General features: G+C 39.8%; 17 protein-coding genes. 9 read left to right on the top strand and 8 right to left on the bottom strand.

What is annotated here, in order from left to right:
- Window positions 1–717 carry a CoA transferase subunit A gene (locus H5160_RS12465; RefSeq protein ID WP_182711666.1) on the bottom strand — a complete coding sequence of 239 codons (717 nt, stop codon included), beginning with the start codon at window positions 715–717 and terminating at the stop codon, window positions 1–3.
- 98 nt (window positions 718–815) lie between these two features.
- Between H5160_RS12465 and H5160_RS12460 the strand changes: the two genes are divergently transcribed.
- A complete protein-coding gene (locus H5160_RS12460) occupies window positions 816–1,709 on the top strand; it encodes a LysR family transcriptional regulator (protein ID WP_182711665.1) in 894 nt (297 codons plus the stop codon).
- Window positions 1,710–1,728: 19 nt separating this feature from the next.
- On the opposite strand, the gene H5160_RS12455 is transcribed toward H5160_RS12460, so the two are convergent.
- The gene (locus H5160_RS12455; RefSeq protein WP_154902995.1) at window positions 1,729–2,931 is read right to left on the bottom strand and encodes an MFS transporter; all 1,203 of its coding nucleotides are present in this window, start codon (window positions 2,929–2,931) and stop codon (window positions 1,729–1,731) included.
- A 361-nt stretch (window positions 2,932–3,292) separates the two neighbouring features.
- Here H5160_RS12455 and H5160_RS12450 point away from each other — a divergent pair, with 361 nt between their 5' ends.
- Window positions 3,293–5,809 carry a TonB-dependent receptor gene (locus H5160_RS12450; protein ID WP_182737647.1) on the top strand — a complete coding sequence of 839 codons (2,517 nt, stop codon included), beginning with the start codon at window positions 3,293–3,295 and terminating at the stop codon, window positions 5,807–5,809.
- Between the two features lie 13 nt (window positions 5,810–5,822).
- Entirely contained in the window at window positions 5,823–6,812 is a 990-nt protein-coding gene (locus H5160_RS12445) for an MBL fold metallo-hydrolase (protein ID WP_182695754.1), read from the top strand.
- A gap of 43 nt (window positions 6,813–6,855) precedes the next feature.
- On the opposite strand, the gene H5160_RS12440 is transcribed toward H5160_RS12445, so the two are convergent.
- Window positions 6,856–7,764, bottom strand: coding sequence for a LysR family transcriptional regulator (locus tag H5160_RS12440; protein ID WP_154902992.1), 909 nt, complete (start codon window positions 7,762–7,764; stop codon window positions 6,856–6,858).
- A 149-nt stretch (window positions 7,765–7,913) separates the two neighbouring features.
- Here H5160_RS12440 and H5160_RS12435 point away from each other — a divergent pair, with 149 nt between their 5' ends.
- The 6 genes from H5160_RS12435 to H5160_RS12410 are packed head-to-tail and all read left to right on the top strand — an operon-like array spanning window position 7,914 to window position 13,317.
- Window positions 7,914–8,903 carry a fumarylacetoacetate hydrolase family protein gene (locus H5160_RS12435; protein WP_182716392.1) on the top strand — a complete coding sequence of 330 codons (990 nt, stop codon included), beginning with the start codon at window positions 7,914–7,916 and terminating at the stop codon, window positions 8,901–8,903.
- Window positions 8,896–9,684, top strand: coding sequence for a cyclase family protein (locus H5160_RS12430; protein ID WP_154902990.1), 789 nt, complete (start codon window positions 8,896–8,898; stop codon window positions 9,682–9,684). The genes H5160_RS12435 and H5160_RS12430 overlap by 8 nt, the downstream gene beginning before the upstream one ends.
- 35 nt (window positions 9,685–9,719) lie before the next feature.
- Entirely contained in the window at window positions 9,720–10,880 is a 1,161-nt protein-coding gene (locus tag H5160_RS12425) for a S9 family peptidase (RefSeq protein ID WP_154902989.1), read from the top strand.
- 10 nt (window positions 10,881–10,890) lie between these two features.
- The gene (locus H5160_RS12420; RefSeq protein ID WP_154902988.1) at window positions 10,891–11,826 is read left to right on the top strand and encodes a VOC family protein; all 936 of its coding nucleotides are present in this window, start codon (window positions 10,891–10,893) and stop codon (window positions 11,824–11,826) included.
- A 2-nt stretch (window positions 11,827–11,828) separates the two neighbouring features.
- Window positions 11,829–12,185: a Rieske (2Fe-2S) protein gene (locus tag H5160_RS12415; RefSeq protein ID WP_182695759.1), complete on the top strand. Its 357-nt coding sequence runs from the start codon at window positions 11,829–11,831 to the stop codon at window positions 12,183–12,185.
- Window position 12,186: 1 nt separating this feature from the next.
- Window positions 12,187–13,317 (top strand): FAD-dependent oxidoreductase, encoded by a 1,131-nt coding sequence (locus H5160_RS12410; protein ID WP_182737646.1) that lies wholly within the window; start codon window positions 12,187–12,189, stop codon window positions 13,315–13,317.
- Window positions 13,318–13,408: 91 nt separating this feature from the next.
- Here H5160_RS12410 and H5160_RS12405 read toward each other — a convergent pair whose 3' ends face one another.
- From H5160_RS12405 to ligA, 5 genes are read right to left on the bottom strand one after another with little or no spacing between them, the layout of a single operon-like run.
- The gene (locus tag H5160_RS12405) at window positions 13,409–14,164 is read right to left on the bottom strand and encodes a sulfite exporter TauE/SafE family protein (protein ID WP_182737645.1); all 756 of its coding nucleotides are present in this window, start codon (window positions 14,162–14,164) and stop codon (window positions 13,409–13,411) included.
- A 24-nt stretch (window positions 14,165–14,188) separates the two neighbouring features.
- A complete protein-coding gene (locus H5160_RS12400) occupies window positions 14,189–15,175 on the bottom strand; it encodes an aldo/keto reductase (protein WP_182734037.1) in 987 nt (328 codons plus the stop codon).
- A 20-nt stretch (window positions 15,176–15,195) separates the two neighbouring features.
- A complete protein-coding gene (locus H5160_RS12395) occupies window positions 15,196–16,140 on the bottom strand; it encodes a Gfo/Idh/MocA family oxidoreductase (protein ID WP_182720880.1) in 945 nt (314 codons plus the stop codon).
- Between the two features lie 14 nt (window positions 16,141–16,154).
- A complete protein-coding gene (locus tag H5160_RS12390; protein WP_154903788.1) occupies window positions 16,155–16,994 on the bottom strand; it encodes a class III extradiol dioxygenase subunit beta in 840 nt (279 codons plus the stop codon).
- A 2-nt stretch (window positions 16,995–16,996) separates the two neighbouring features.
- The gene (ligA, locus tag H5160_RS12385; protein ID WP_154903787.1) at window positions 16,997–17,386 is read right to left on the bottom strand and encodes a protocatechuate 4,5-dioxygenase subunit alpha; all 390 of its coding nucleotides are present in this window, start codon (window positions 17,384–17,386) and stop codon (window positions 16,997–16,999) included.
- Window position 17,387: the final 1 nt, after the last annotated feature.

The following is a 17,387-nucleotide window of genomic DNA, read 5'->3' as shown; positions in this document are numbered from 1 at the left end:
TTACACTCCTTGAACTTGTTTAGCACGAGTTGTGCGTTGTTCTATACGTTTTTCAAATGAACCTTTAATAACCCGATCCACATATATCCCAGGGGTATGAATTTCATCGGGATCTAATTGCCCTGCTTCAACAATTTCTTCAACTTCAACAACCGTAACTGTGCCAGCTGTTGCAACTAAAGGATTAAAATTACGTGCTGTTTTTCGATAAACTAAATTACCATATGTATCAGCTTTCCAAGCTTTAACAATGGCAAAATCACCTTTAATCGACTCTTCTAAGATGTAAGTTTTACCATTAAAGTTACGTTCTTCTTTTCCTTGTGCAACTGGAGTTCCATAACCCGTTGCGGTGAAAAAGGCAGGAATACCGGCACCACCGGCACGCATTTTTTCGGCTAATGTGCCTTGAGGGGTCAATTCAACATCCAGTTCACCAGACATCATTTGCCGCTCAAACTCTGCATTTTCGCCAACATAAGAGGCAATGATCTTTTTGATTTGTCGTTTTGCAAGCAGCAACCCTAAACCAAAGTCATCAACGCCACAGTTATTTGATACGACCGTTAGCTCTTTTGTGCCTTTATTACTAATTTCCTTGATTAAATTTTCAGGTATACCACATAAGCCAAAGCCACCAGCTAAAACGGTCATACCGTCTTCAAGTCCTTCAAGCGCTTGAGAATACGTAATTACTACTTTATTAAATCCAGCCATTGTTTAAGTCCAAATTAAGAATGTGTTTATTAGTTTGACAACAAAGCAAGATATAGTTAATTTTATAATTATGTTTTATTAATTAGTTTTTCTTATAAATGAATATAAAACAATTGAAGGCATTTACGCAGGTGGCTTCCAGCTTAAGCTTTGTAGAAGCCGCAGCTAAATTACACTTATCGCAACCCGCGCTTAGTTTAAGTATCAAAAATTTAGAAGAGAGCTTGGGCGGTAAATTATTAACTCGCACAACACGTACATTAGTACTCACCCAAGAAGGTAAAGCATTTTTACCTGTCGCTAAAAACTTATTAAACCAAATAGACGCAGCAGAACGAGAGATGAAAAAGCGATTTGCACTGGATCTTGGGCATACATCTATCGCAGCCATGCCCTCTTTTGCCAGTTCAATTTTGCCAAAAATAATTAAGCGTTTTCATACAAAGTACCCAAACATAAAACTCTCAGTGGACGATGTGTTATCTGATACGGTTATTGACTTGGTAAATGCTGACTTGGTGGAACTCGGTATTTCATTTGAGCCTAAACATAATGGTGACTTAGTATTTCATCCGCTGTATAACGATCAATTTATTGTGGTTTTACCTAAATTTCATCCGCTTGCTAAGTGCCATAGTATTAGTTGGTCGGAGCTACTAAAGTTTGAGTTAATTACTCTGCAAAGTCCCTCTTCTGTCAGAGGGCTAATTGAAGACACTCTCTCGCAGCATAACATTGCACTCAACCCTGCATTTGATGCGCACCAGTTAGCGACTGTTATAAGGATGGTGAGTAATGATTTAGGAGTGGCTGTTGTACCTGCACTTTGCAAAGAGCAAGCATTAGAAGCAGGCGTAATATGCAGAGAAATAAATTCCCCTATTATTGCAAGACGTGTAGGCGTTATTTCTAAACCTATCACGTCTTTATCTATCGCGGCTAAATCAATGCTTGAAACAATTAAGCTCTATTCATTGGAGTTAAGAGATTGAATTTAGGCCCATTGAATGTTCAAACAGGTGCCTTATTTGTATCATCACACTTTAAATCTCTTGCACCTTTACTTTTTAGTGCAGCGACCAGCGATGCAATTGCACAACAAATAGCAATTAGCACAAGCACAGCACTCAAAGAGTCCAATGTTTTTTGAAGTAAAGTTACAACAATAGGTGCTGTAAACTGACCTAAAAAGAACATACCCGTCCACATCCCAGTTCCTTTACCACGTACATTTTCAGGGAGTAGCTTTAATACCCATGTTAAAGTCGTTGGTAATAAAGAGCCAAAACCCAAGCAACCAATAAAAATAGCTATTGATGAAATTACAATTGAAGAAGACACTGCTGTTGCAAAGTAACCAAAGGCACTTAAACCAAAACCAACACATAATAAAAGTGGCCCTGAGATATGCTTAATTTTTCCGTAACAAAATGCACCTAATGCAACACCTATATTTGCTAAAGCTCCTATTCCGCCAATAATAGCAGGCGTCACTGCCTGACTAATCGACAGTACTTCACCTAGTTTTACAATCATAGAATAAAAAATAATACCAACAAATAGTGTTATAAATAATAGAGGCAGTACTTTTTTTACAGGGAATCCCGTGAGTTGTTTGTCCTCATTTGCTCTTACTTTAGGTTCAAATAAGTTTAAAGCAACCAGCAAAGCAACAGGCAAGGCAAGTAAGTATAAAACAAATGGGCCTCTTGAACCCAATACTTCACCCAACATACCGCCAAGTGCAATGAGAAAAATAGCACTTAAGCTCACTGACGCTATTTGTATAGAAATCCATTTTTGTCTTTCTTTTCCTATGAAGTAGTCAGCAATTAATGCGGTAGCAATTGTCATAATAACCGCTTCTGTAATACCTAAAAAAATACGAGATACTATTATATGAGATAAACTTTCCAAGAAATAAGGTAATACCCCAACAGCGCTGTATATTAACAGAGCAAAAATAAGGAGCGACTTCCTGCCAAACTTATCAGAAAGAGAACCCGCAATTGGAGAGAATACAGCAACACAGAGTGCAGGAATAGTCATAGCAATAGGCACTAAAACCTCATAACCACTAATATGCTTAAACTCTTCAAGTAACATAGGCAGCACAGGAACAAGGGAGATGACTGCCATAACAGGCATAATAGCCGCTAAAATTAAAATAATACCGTGTTTAGTAGAAGCCACAGTGGGCGAGATAGTATTCATAAAAACTTCCTTTAATTATTGTGTGTTTTGCTTAGTGTGTTGTCGGGTCATTAAATACAAACCCGAAGGCTCCACTATGTGTTGAAAGTTTCCAATTGTAGAATTTAATATTTAGATAGAATGTATCACGTAAATAAATAGTTAATTGCAATTACCTTTTTTATCACCTTTCCTCGCTAGAGTGCCTAGTTCTCTCATGTATCTATGAAATAGGTAACTTCAATCATAAAAATCAATTAACTTGATATGCAGTTTTTACTTTATCTTTACTTTTGCGTTGCACACACATCGCAATCTCGTCACTTGTATTAACAAGTTATTAGTAAAACGCTTTTACACACACAATTATAAGGATAGAACTATGAACAAATCGTATTTACGTTCATGTATTCTGACTGCATGTTTAGCACCTTTAGCTATTTCGGCTCAAACTGCCGAAAAAACTACAGAACCTAAAGCAGATAGTGGTATTGAGTTAATAACGGTTACAGCACTTAGAAAAACAGAAAGTTTACAAGATGTGGCTGTACCTATTGATGCCGCAACAGGTAAAGAACTATCACGCATCGGTGTTACCGATGCAACAGGGCTTAATAAAATATCACCTGCACTCAATGTTGTCTCTGGTGGCGGCTCTAATACTGTATTTTTTGTCAGAGGCGTTGGTAACTTTGCTGTAAATGCATACACAGATGCTGCTTTAGCATTTAACGTAGACGGTGTATTTTTAGGGCGCCCAACAGCCACAACGGCATCATTTTTAGATGTAGAACGTATAGAGGTTTTAAAGGGACCTCAGGGCACTCTTTATGGCCGAAATGCAACAGCGGGTGCGATCAATGTTATTTCAACAAAACCTGAACTTGGTGAGACATTTGGCAATATTTCTATTGGTGCTGCTAACTATGGAACAATAACAGCTTCTGGTGCTGTCAATTTACCAATAAGCGATGACTGGGCAGCTCGTTTTGCGATTGGCAAAACTAAAAATGACGGCTACAACGATGATGGTACAGCGGCAACAGATGATACCGCATTCCGCGCACGTTTATTTGGTGAGTTTTCAGAAGATGTAAACCTTACCGTCACTGCAGATTACTCAACAACAAAAGGCAATGGTAATTCACCTTCATTTGAAGGTAGTTACGGATTCCCACTCCAAGGAAGTAATAACCACCCAAAAAATATTCCAGGTTACAACTTCAATCCTGCTCCAGATAACGTATCAGCTCCTCATACAGGCCCAGGTACACCAGCTGCAGTTGAATACTACACAGGCCAAATAACCTCGCCAGCATTTACTTCTATCACTCCCCTATATGACCCTTATATAGACAACGAGTATATGGGGGTGTCGGCAGAGTTAAACGTTGCAACATCATTGGGTGATCTAACAATTATTCCGGCTTATAGAGAGAATACGGTTGACGTTTTATTTAATAATCCCGCTTTCCAAGCAGCTATTAATCAAGAAAATCACCAGCAATCTAGTTTAGAAGCTCGTTTCTCTACAACCGTAGGGGCGCTTGATTTAATTATGGGTGGCTTTTACTTTGATGAAAAAGTTGATGGTCTAGCCTCATTTAACCAATACAGCTTGCAATCAACGCAAGATATTGAAAACTCCAGTACAAAGTCAACCGCGTTTTTTGTTCATGGTAAATATCACATCTCTGATGATCTTAGACTCGTTGGTGCTGTGCGTTGGACCAAAGATAAAAAAGAATTTAAGGGACAAGCGGATGTATTTCTAAATTTATGTATTAGAGATTTACCAGCCTACCCTGGCGGACCAGAAATCCCTAATTGTGACGGTGCGCCAGTTATTCCTGTTGGTGCAACTGTTGAAGAAACAATTGCATCTATTGATCCAACGGATTTGCCAGAAGGAGCTCCTATAGCTAATCGAGGTCCTGTTCCGTATGGCCAAATTCCGTTGTTTCCTGGTGCGCCAGATAACCTGCGTGCAAACTTGCTTTTCATTAACCAAACACAAATTGACCGTGTTCAAGAAAATGACGAAATAACGTATCGAGCAGCAATAGAATACGATATTGCTGATAGTAATTTACTCTACACTAGTTACGAAACAGGCTATCGTTCAGGAGGGTTTAGTCCAACAGCAGGTCGTGAAGAGTTTTTACCTGAGTATATAAATGCATGGACATTTGGTTCTAAAAATAGATTTTTAGATAATTATTTACAAATCAATGCTGAGGCATTTATTTGGGATTATGAAGATCAACAGGCAAGTCACTTTGGTATTGATGGTAATGGTAATTCTGCATTCTTTACTGAAAATATAGGTCAATCAAGTATTAAAGGCGTTGAAGTTGATATTCTTTATCAACTGACTGAAGCAACACGAATCAAAGGTAATATTCAATACCTAAAAAATGAGATTGAAGAGTTTAGTTACCTTCAAAAAACGCCAGACGAAGCTGTAAATGTTGTGACTGGTTGTGACACAACGGTAATAAGCATGACTGATGGGGAGCCCACATATAATGTCAACTGTTCAGGTAAGGAAGGCAGAAACTCGCCATCACTTTCTTTAACTGCAAGTATTAACCATTACTTAGAGTTTAATAATGGTTATTCGGCATCGGTGTCTTTTGATGCTCGTTACCGCGACGAACGTTGGGTTGGCTTTGACTTCTTACCATCACAGCGTGCTGAAGATGTTATTACCTTAGACACTTCTATGCAATTATTTTCAGCAAATGATAAGTGGTCAATTCTCGCATATGTGAGAAACATAACTGACGAAGAGATAAAAGCAACATCACAGTTATTTGCTAATGGTGGCAACACCATGGTATCAACCTATGAAAAACCAAGAACATACGGCATTACATTTAAATATGACTTCTATTAAGAGAGCACACACAATGAAAAAAAGTAGTATTTTATTTAATTTATTTCTATCTATAGGCTGTTTAGCATTTACGTTTAACGGTAACGCAAGCGAAACAAAAAATGAGTGGATAACTCTAGGTACGATGGCAGGCCCTATTCCTAATGCAAAACACTCTCAACCAGCTAATGCGATGCTTGTTAATGGTAATACCTATTTAGTAGATGCGGGTGATGGAACTGCAGGGCAATTAGCAAAAGCAGGACTTAATATAAAGGATGTGGATGCTATATTTTTAAGTCACCTTCACTTTGATCACACAGGTGGTTTGCCTGCAATTATTAGCTTAAGGTGGCAAACAAGTGCTAATAATGAGCTTGTTATATATGGCCCGCCAGGTACTCAGCAAACCGTTGATGGTATTTTTAAATACATGACTTACGGTGCATTAGGTCATTATGGTGTTCCTGGTCAAGTTCCAGCTCCTGCAAATAACAATATTAAAGTAATTGAGGTTCAAGATGGCTCAGATATTAAATTTGATGACTTTACCCTAAATGTAATTAGAAACACTCATTATAGCTGGCCAAAAGGCAGTGACGAATGGAACAAGTTTCAAGCTTTATCGTTTAAGTTTACACTGGATGATGGTTATACTGCTGTTTACACTGGTGACACGGGCCCTAGTAAGGCCGTAGAAAAACTCGCAAACGGCGTTGATTTATTAGTTAGTGAGATGATGGATATTGATCATACCGTTAATCAAATTAAGAAAACGAATCCTCGTATGCCAGAGAAAAAATTTAAAGGTATTCATAGGCACCTTTCAAAGCATCACTTATCTCCTCAGCAGGTCGGTGAGCTGGCTAAAGCAGCAGACGTAAAAAAACTCGTCATTACTCATATGGCGCCAGGGTTAGATACTTCAGAGGAAATCGACTTTTATACCAAGCAAGTGCAAGGTGAATACAAAGGGACGATATCAATAGCTCAAGATTTGAATCGGTATGAATTAAAGCACTGACCTAATTATATAAAACTATAAGTCGCCTATTAAGGCGACTTTTTTATAAGTTTTGTGCAGTAGAAATTACTTTTTCTCTTAACCACCGGTGTATAGGGTCGTTATTAAGTGTAGGGTGCCACATCATTGATTCAACTAAAAGGGGTGTATCAAAGGGAAATGAAACGACCTTTAAACCATGCTTTTGTGCGTGTATATTGGCAAACTTTTTGGGTAAAATAGCTACGCGTTGAGTCCCCTTCAAAGTATAAATCATAGTAGAAAAGTCATTTGTAATAATATCAACTTTTCGACTTCCTCCCATCGTCTCCGTTAACCATGTTTCAATACTTAAATGACTTGTTCGTGCAAAACCTACCGACACATGCCCCATACTGCCAACTTGTTCAGCTGAAATTACATCACCAGCAACTAACTTGTTATCCATATCGACTACACATGCAAGTTCATCAACCATAAGTAATGAACTAGGGTAACCATCAAGCATTACCGATTCCGGTGCTATAAATAAATCGGCTCCTCCTTTGGTAAGTATATTAACTTCATGCGAAAACGGCGATAAAAACTCAAACGTCAATAATGGAGCTAACGTAGCAAGCTCGGTTAAAATACTAGAAAACAGAACTTGAATAACATAATCCGATGCAACAATTTTGAAATGACGTTCACTTTTTAATGGATCATTAAATCGCTTACCAATAATCCCGCCTCTAATGGTTGTCAGTACTTCAGTAATTGGTACTTGAACTTCAAGCGCAAAAGGGGTCGGTTGCATAGTTTTACCAACTTGCACCAACAAGTCATCCTCGAAAAAGGCACGTGCTCTACCCAAAATACTGCTCATAGCAGACTGCGATAAATGCAGTCTCTTAGCGCTTTTGGTTATGTTTTTTTCTTCTAGTAAAACATCTAATGCAACCAGTAAATTTAAATCTAAATGCTCAAATCTCATAACATTGGCCCACTGCTGATTTTTAAATTTTGATTATTTTTAAGTATTAAAATTATTGATACAACCTATCTAAACATTCAATTTCATCAATTGCAAATGAAGTATTAATATGACTTAAACCAAAGTTTAACAACATCTGCGGACACACAATGAAATTTGCAACAATTAATAATTCAAAACCAGATGGTCAGCTTGTATTAGTCTCAAAGGATCTAACTGACTACGTAGACATTAGCGACCTAGCCGGCACGCTCCAAGAGGCACTAGATTTATGGCCTGCTATACAAGATAAGCTTTTACTTCGCTACGAGGCACTTAACGCACTTGAGCTAACAGGCATTAATAAAGTGTGTAACACTCAATTAATGGCCCCTTTACCACGTAGTTGGCAATGGTTAGACGGTTCACTTTTTTTAAATCATGGCGTGTTGATGCAGCAAGCATTTCATCTGGACCCAATCGAAGATGCTGATATTTATCCACTTGTTTATCAAGGTGCTGGCGATAGCTTTCTTAGCGCTAATGATAAAATTGCAGCTCCAAGTAACGAAGTTGGTCTTGATTTTGAGGGCGAATTTGGCGTGATGGTCGGTGACATCCCAATGGGGAGTAGTCCAGAGTTTGCACTTGAGAAAATACGTCTAATAGTCATGCTTAACGACATCAGCTATCGCGCACTCGGGCCAAGAGAAATGAAAACAGGTTTTGGCTTTGTACAAGCTAAAGGCCCTACCAGCTTCGCACCATTTGCTATTACCCCTGATGAGCTTGGTGAAAACTGGCGTAATGGTCGTATTTCACTGCCACTAGAAGTTTACCGTAACGACAAATGGTTTGGTGCGCCTGATGGCACAGAGATGTTTTTTGGTTTTCATGAATTAATTGCCCATGTCGCTAAAACTCGCCCTATTAAAGCGGGCACCGTGTTTGGCTCAGGTACTGTTTCTAACGCAGATATTAGTAAAGGACAAGCCTGTATCTCAGAGCTACGTGCTAAGGAAATGATTGCCACAGGCAAACCACAAACAGACTTTTTACAATCTGGCGAAACAGTTCATATGCGAGTACTAGATTCGCAGGGCAAGTCAATATTTGGAGATATAAAACAAGAAGCCATAATGGAGAATACACATGTTTAATCCATCACAATACACATTAATCGATTTATCGGTAACGCTTGAGAATAACCCCTATACCGATCCACCGCCATTATTACCAAAAATCGAGTATACCGACCACCAACAAGGTTGGCCAGAAATGTCATCAATGTTCCCTGGTTTAAAAAAAGATCAACTCCCAGGAAATGAATCGTGGGCGGCTGAACGTTTAGAGATCACCACTCATAGTGGCACTCACATGGACGCACCATGGCACTATGCCTCTACCACAGATGGTGGAAAACCAGCCTTTGGTATTGATGAGTTGCCCTTGGAGTGGTGTTTTCAACGCGGTGTTAAATTAGATTTTAGAGATTTCCCTGATGGTTATGTAATTACTGCCCTAGACGTTGAAAAAGAGCTAGCCCGAATTAATCACACCTTATCGCCGTTAGACATCGTTTTAGTCAATACCCGTGCAGGCTCTGTTTACGGTAAGCCTGGTTACCTTGATGCTGGTGTTGGTATGGGCCGCGAAGCCACCTTGTATCTTTTAGAGCGCGGTATAAAAGTTGTGGGTACCGACGCTTGGAGCTGGGATGCTCCTTTTAAATTCACTAAACAACGTTTCGAAGAAAGCGGCGACCCATCAATCATTTGGGAAGGCCATAAAGCGGGTCGCGACATTGGTTATGGGCAAATGGAAAAGCTAGCAAACTTAGCATCACTACCAAGTAGTGGTTTTTTAGTTTCATGTTTTCCTTACAAAATTAAACATGCCTCAGCAGGTTTTGTCAGAGCTGTCGCATTTCTAGAAAAGTAGTTGAGCACAACACATTAATTTATTAAGAGGTTATTATGTTTAAGTATTTCCCGACGAATTATGTATGGAATTTATCAGTAAATTTAGCTATCGAAATGGGCGCTCGCATTGGCGAAATCGAAGAAATGTGTGGCCCTTTACAAGAGGCTGCAAAATCACCAGATAAAGAAGGCGTTCAAGCATTTAGAGACACGTGGGCTAAAATGGCCGATAAACTATGTGGTCTTGCTGAAGAAGATCTAGAACGTGGCAGACTACTTTCTGCAGGGTACAAATATAATCGCGCTGCAACCTACCTTATAACCTGTGAACGCATTCAAGCACATGGCGCCTCGGGAAGAACAGAGCTGTATAAACGTTCACTTTCGCTTTTTCAAAAATCAATCGAACTGGGTCACGAAAACTGTGAACGCGTGGAAATTCCTTATGAAGGCAAACACCTTAGTGCTCTTTATGTCAAAGCCAAAGGCGTTAAAGGCCCTGCCCCTATTCTTATACAAATAAACGGCCTAGATTCATCAAAGGAAATGAAATATCGCGTTGGTTTACCACAATGGTTAGCAGAACGTGGCGTTTCATCACTTGTTTTAGATCAACCAGGTACAGGTGAAGCGTTAAAGCTACAAGACTTCCATGCTCGTTTTGACACTGAGCATTGGGCAAGTGTTGTTGTTGATTGGTTAGAACAACATGATGAAGTAGATAGCAAGCTAATTGGCATGGAAGGTGTCTCTTTAGGTGGCTATTACTGCCCTCGTGCGGTAGCGAATGAACCGAGACTTGCCCTAGGCTGTGTATGGGGTGCAAACCACGATTGGCGTGACGTTCAAAAACGTCGCTTAGAAAAAGAAGGTGACTTCCCCGTACCTCATTACTGGGCACATGTGCAATGGGTTTGGGGTGCAAAAAATATGGATGATTTCATGGAAATTGCTGAAAACGTCCACCTTGATGGTCAAATTGAAAAAATTAAAGTGCCATTTTTAGTCACTCACGGCGCTAAAGATTCGCAAATTCCACTTAAATGGGCCGAGCGCACCTTTGAGCAACTAGTCAATAGCCCTAAGCGTGAGCTAAAAATCTTTACAGAACGAGAAGGTGGTGTACAGCACTCTAGCTTCGACAACAGTTCAAACGCGGGTCAGTACATAGCTGATTGGGTAGCTGAAACATTTAACGAATTAAAAAAACAATAAGGATCACACCATGAATATTATTGGCCCCGATACGCTTGTTTTTGGTGTTGAAGACACCGAGAGTTGTAAGCAGTTCGCACTAGATTATGGCTTAACACAAAAAACTGAAACACGATTTGTTGCTCTTGATGGCACAGGTATTGAGATTAAAAAAGCAGATGACAGCTCATTACCGAATCCTCTTGCTACTGGTTCAATGCTGCGTAAAACAATTTACGGTGTAAAAGATCAGCATACAATAGATGCTTTAAAAACAGAGCTTGAAAAAGACCGAACAGTAACAACTTTAGACGATGGCAGTATCGAATCTGTTGACGATTTAGGGTTTGTTATTGGTTTTCAAGTGACCATACGGCAATCGCTCGAGAATCTACCAGCAGAAAAAGTCAACGCGCCAGGGTGTGAAAACAACCGTGCTGTAAACAATATTGGTATTAATACAGACTTCAAGGCAAAGCCTCGTAGCCTTTCTCATGTTGTGTATTTTGTACCGGATGCCGTTAAAGCTGAAGCTTTTTACGCACAGCGTTTAGGCTTTATTACAACGGATCGTTTTACCCATGTAGGTCCTTTTATGCGCCCTGCCGGTACCAACGATCACCACACATTATTTTTTATAAATACCCCGCCACACATGCAAGGTATTGAGCATTTCACTTTTCATATGAGCGGACCAACAGAAGTTTCTCAGGCAGGTACTGCCTTAGTTAATAAAGGCTATCAAAGCTTTTGGGGGCCAGGGCGTCATATATTCGGATCAAACTGGTTTTGGTACTTCAAAAGTCCGTTTGGCTGCAACATTGAATATGATGCTGATATGGATTTACACGATGATGAATGGACTGCACGAGAAGCAATGCCGGGTGCTGATAATTCGCAAGCTTTCTTGCTTCAGTACCGCGAAAAGTGGGCACCAATGGGCCCACCTCCCGGTAAACCAGAGTAATCATGAGTAAAGTATTTATCGCCTATAAAAGCGATATTACAGAGGGTCAAGCTAAAGGCTTTGACCCTCTTAATCAAGGGCGCGACAGCCTCTTTATAGTTCATAAAAATGGGGAGTATTATGGCTATAAAGATATCTGTCCTCACTACGGTGATACCACATTACCTTGGAAAAAAGATAAATACTTAGATTCAAAAAGTGATCAAATAGTCTGTGCTGCTCACGGCGCTTTATTCGAAATTAGCACTGGTATTTGCACACAAGGGCCATGTAAAAATCAGGCCTTAACAAACATTGAATTAGATATTCACCAACACAATGAAATTTGGGTGGATATAACAACAATAAAGGAGTTCTAAAATGAACCCGTGTATTTCTAATGTATTAATAATTGGTGGTGGCTTCTCTGGTATGTCGGCAGCCATCGAACTTGAGAAAAAAAATATTGCTGTCGATTTGGTAGAAATTGATCCTAACTGGCGAGCAGAAGGAGCTGGGATCAGTTTAGGTGGAGCTACAATTCGAGCTTTTCAACAACTTGGAATTTTAGAAGAGTTTTTAGCAAAAGGCAGTGCCCATGAAGGGTTAGATATATATGCCCCACATGGTTTGCACCTGGCCCATATACCAACGCCATTAATGGCTAATGCTAATATTCCAAAAGCGGGCGCTATAATGCGACCAGCACTTGCACAAATTTTGGCAAATAAAACGAAACAAACCAATGCCAATGTTAGGCTTGGCTGTACATTTTCATCTATTGAACAAGACGAAAATGGGGCAACAGTAACCTTTACCGATGGCACAACAAAAATATATGACCTAATTATTGGTGCTGATGGCTTGTACTCAAAAGTACGACAAGTCACATTCCCTGAAGCTGAAAAGCCTAAATTTGTAGGCCAAGGTGTATGGCGAGCCGTACTGCCTCGCCTTGAAGGCATTGATAACACGGTAATGTGGGTAGGCGAACATATTAAAGTAGGGGTTAACCCTATGTCGAAAAACGAAATGTATATGTTTGTTACAGAGGATAAAATTGAAAATAATTATATTGAACCAAAAGACTTTTTACCTTTATTAAAAGCACTTGTAGCCAAATTTCCAGCACCGGTAGTACAAGAAATACATGCTCACCTAAATGAAAACTCTAAAATTGATTACCGACCACTTGAAGGGCTATTAGTTAAAGAAGCATGGCATAAAAACCGAATCGTACTTATTGGCGATGCAGTACATGCAACGACACCTCATTTAGCGTCGGGTGCATGTATAGGTATTGAAGACGCTATTGTACTGGCTGATGAACTAACTAAGCATGCTCAGTTAGAACACGCACTAACCGCTTTTAAAGAGCGTCGTTGGGAGCGTTGTAAGCTTGTTGTTGAAAACTCAGGTCGACTTGCTCAAATTGAAATAGAAGGAGGCGACAAATCTGAGCATTCTGCAATTATGCGTGACTCCCATATTGCCTTAGCTAAAGCAATTTAATTTACCAGAACTTAGATTAAATAGGTTGTTAATATCCCTTCGCTGAAAATGAGTGACAGCGAGGGGGTATTATTTATATTATCTCTACTAATTATAAAAAATAACGGACACCTTGCCATATCAAATGCAGAGATAAAAAGCTCAAAATAAGTCGTAGTCCCTTTTTAAAATTAGATGTGGGAATCTTATTTAGTACATGTAAACCTATAAACGTTCCGAGCATACCACTGACAACCATGCAAAAAATTAAAGGCAGCCAATTAAAAAATGCAAATCCAACAACACTAAAAACTCCCGCTTTTAATACATGCTGAAGTGCCATACAGCTTGAAAATGTTGCCGTAAATTTTAATTTTTCATACTCGTTTGTATACAAGTAACTGCTTACAATTGGGCCGCTAGCGCCAACAAATACAGAGAGAAAGGCAGTACTTAACCCTGCAATAAAGCGCACGCTTGGTGATGTGCCACTAAATTTAGGCTTTGGGCCCCACAACAAATAAAAAATAAATATTGCCAACACAATTTTCATCGGCTCAAGTGCTATTTGTGTTACTACAGTAGTCGATAGCACAGCACCAAACAGCCCCCCTACTGAAAAATAAGCCAACATATCTAGGTCAATGTATCTATACGTTGCTATTGCACGAGTCGCATTAGAGCCTAACTGAACAAGGCCATGAACAGGAATAACAATGGACATAGGCAGCATTGAGGCCATTGTAAGAAGTAGTAATAACCCGCCTCCTGCACCAAATGCGGCGGTAATAAATGATCCAAAAAAAGCGGATGCAATTAAAATCCCCGCATAAAGCGGGGTGAGTAAATCATTTAGTAATAAGCTCAAAACGAAAAACCTTAATTGCTACATTTAAAACTCTTCGGTGTCTATTTCCGCTTGAGTTGCTTCAGGATAACGCGGACCACTAACTGAGAACGGTGAGAATAAAGCTGATAGTTGCGTTAACTGCTCTGCTGACAGTACAATTTTTTCAGCACTTACATTATCGGCTAAATGTGCATTATTCTGTGTGCCAGGGATAACATGAACATGCTCACCTTGATGAAGCACCCAGGCTAAACACAATTGAGCCAGTGTTAAATTTGTGCTTTGTGCGATAGATTTTAATGCACTTAACAATTGCTTGTTTTTGCTAAAATGAGGTTCATTAAAGCGTGGCATACCACGTCTAATATCACCTTCAACTAGTACCTCTAGACTGGTAACCTGCTCAGTTAAGAAGCCTCTCGCTAATGGTGAAAATGCAATAAAAGCAGCCCCTATATGCTTACATGTTTCGAGGACTGCAATTTCAGGATTACGCGTCCATAACGAATACTCTGTTTGCACTGCTGCAATCGAATGTACGCTATTTGCTCGCATTATTGACTCAGCTGATACCTCAGATAAGCCAATTGCTTTAATTTTTCCTTCACCAACTAAGCGCGAGAGCTCGCCAACACTCTCCTCAATCGGCACAGATTTATCCATACGATGTAAGTAATATAAATCTAGAACTTCTGTATTTAGACTAGTTAAAGACGCCTCTATTGTTGATCGAAGCGTTTGTGGACGCCCATCAATAACACGCTTGCCATTAACGCCCGCCATACCACATTTGCTCGCCAAAAAAATTTTATCTCGGTGTGGAGCTAAAGCTTTACCTAGTAGGGCTTCATTTTTACCAAATCCATACAAAGCGGCAGTATCAAAATGCTCAACACCTAAATCAATCGCTGCGTGTAATAAATTAATTGCAGCTTCATCTGAGGGAGGACTCCCATAGGCATGGCTCAAGTTCATACAGCCCAACCCAATTGGATTAACGCTATGACCATTAATTTTACGCTTATTCATACGCCCTCCTTTGCGATTAATTATTGATTATTTAATTGCTGCTCTAAGTCGTGAAGCACCCGATAACAATCAAGTACCTGCTCCACACTTGAGTTAGGCTCGCGACCTTCTTTTATAGCAGTAAAAAACTCTCTATCTTGCAGCTCAATACCATTCATTGATACATCAACAGCGGAGACATCAATCGCATTTTCTTTGCCATCCACTAAATCATCATAGCGTGCTATGTATGTTCCTGTGTCACCAATATAGCGGAAAAATGTTCCTAAAGGCCCATCATTGTTAAACGATAATGATAAGGTACAAATTGCACCATTTTCAGCTAGTAATTGAATAGACATATCTAAAGCAATACCAAGCTCTGGGTGAATTGGTCCCTGAATAGCATTCGCTTTAACCACTTTAGCGCCTGCTTGATAAGCAAATAAATCAACAGTGTGCGCAGCGTGGTGCCATAAAAGGTGATCAGTCCACGACCGGGCCTCGCCTTTAGCATTGATATTTTTACGACGGAAAAAGTACGTTTGTACATCCATTTGCTGAATACTAAACTCATCAGCCGAAATTTTATTATTAACCCATTGATGTGATGGATTAAAGCGGCGAGTATGCCCAACCATACAGGTCAGCCCCGTGCGCTTTTGTACCTCAACTACTTTTAATGAATCTTCCCAGCTATCTGCTAATGGGATTTCAACTTGCACATGCTTACCCGCTTCCATACATTGGATAGATTGCGCAGCGTGTTGCTGAGTGGGTGTGCATAAAATCACTGCATCGGCATCAATTTTAAGCGCATCATTTAAGCTTGTAAAAACCTGTGGAATGCCATACTCATCAGCCACTTTTTGAGTTTTTTCTAGCGTACGACCAACAAGTGCTACCACTTCAACACCCTCGATATTTTTAATACCGTCAAGGTGCTTAATTCCAAATGCGCCTGGTCCAACAACAATTACTTTCATAAAATTTCTCCAGGTTATTTATTTTCTAAAACAAGATGACCAACAGCAGTATTAGATGCGGGTACATGATAATGACGCTTCTTTAATTCAACCTCATCATTGAGCGCACCACGCATTACGAGCCACATAATAAGCTCAATGCCTTCAGAGCCAGCTAGGTTAATGTATTCAAGATGTGGTTTTAGGGCTAAGTTTTCAGCATCATCAACAATGTCATCTAAAAAAGCATTATCAAATTCTTTATTAATTAAACCTGCACGCGGTCCCTGTAATTGATGGCTCATGCCGCCCGTCCCCCAAATTTGTACATTCAGGTCTTCATCAAAACTTTCTACAGCTTTACGTAACGATTTACCTAAATTGTAACAACGCTGCCCAGATGGGGTTGGATAAAGCACTACATTTACTGCAATAGGAATAACTTTACACGGCCAATTTTCAGGCTGACCAAACATCAGTGATAACGGGACCGTTAAGCCATGATCAACATCTAAAGTATTGACGACAGTTAAGTCAAAATCGTCTTGAATAACAGATTGAGCAATATGTGAAGCAAATTCAGGATAGCCTTTTACATTTGGCACAGGACGTGGCCCCCATCCTTCATCGGCTGGCTTAAACTCTTCACCCGTTGCAATCGCAAAGGTAGGAACTAAATTAGAGTCAAACGCGGTTGCATGATCGTTATATACTAATAATACAACGTCTGGTTTTTGCTTTTTTATCCACTCTTTAGCGTAATCATAACCCTCAAATAATGGTTTCCAATACTCATTATCTGTTATGCCATTATCAATAGCAGCCCCAATAGCCGGAACATGTGATGTAGCAACACCTGCATTTATTTTGGCCATGATTAACTTCCTTTCTTTAATGTATTACTGCTGTCGGGTGCACGACCCCCTGATAGCATCATTTGCGCGTATTCATCTTGTGTCATCCCCGTCATCGTTGATGCTGCGGCTTGAAAACTAATACCGTCGCTAGAAAATATTTTTGCAAGAAAATAAATATTGCCGCCTAGGCTCATCATTCTGTTGTAATCACGTGCTATAACCGCTTCTTTTTGTGCTTCGCTCATTGGCCACTCATCAAGGTAGACTTTCTCACCTGCTTTAAATTTCTTCCGATTTGGCGCTTTCATCAACGACATGCAAAATTGATTTAAGTGAAAACCTAAACGCGCCATATCGGCGTCAAATATAATGGTACCTGGCACCTCTTTGTAAGGTTTATTAATAGCCATA

Origin of the sequence: Pseudoalteromonas sp. SG43-4 (genome assembly GCF_014164325.1) — a bacterium.
Lineage (GTDB): Bacteria > Pseudomonadota > Gammaproteobacteria > Enterobacterales > Alteromonadaceae > Pseudoalteromonas > Pseudoalteromonas distincta.
Note: the sequence above shows the minus strand (reverse complement) of the source record. Positions and strands in the feature narration are given on the sequence as shown.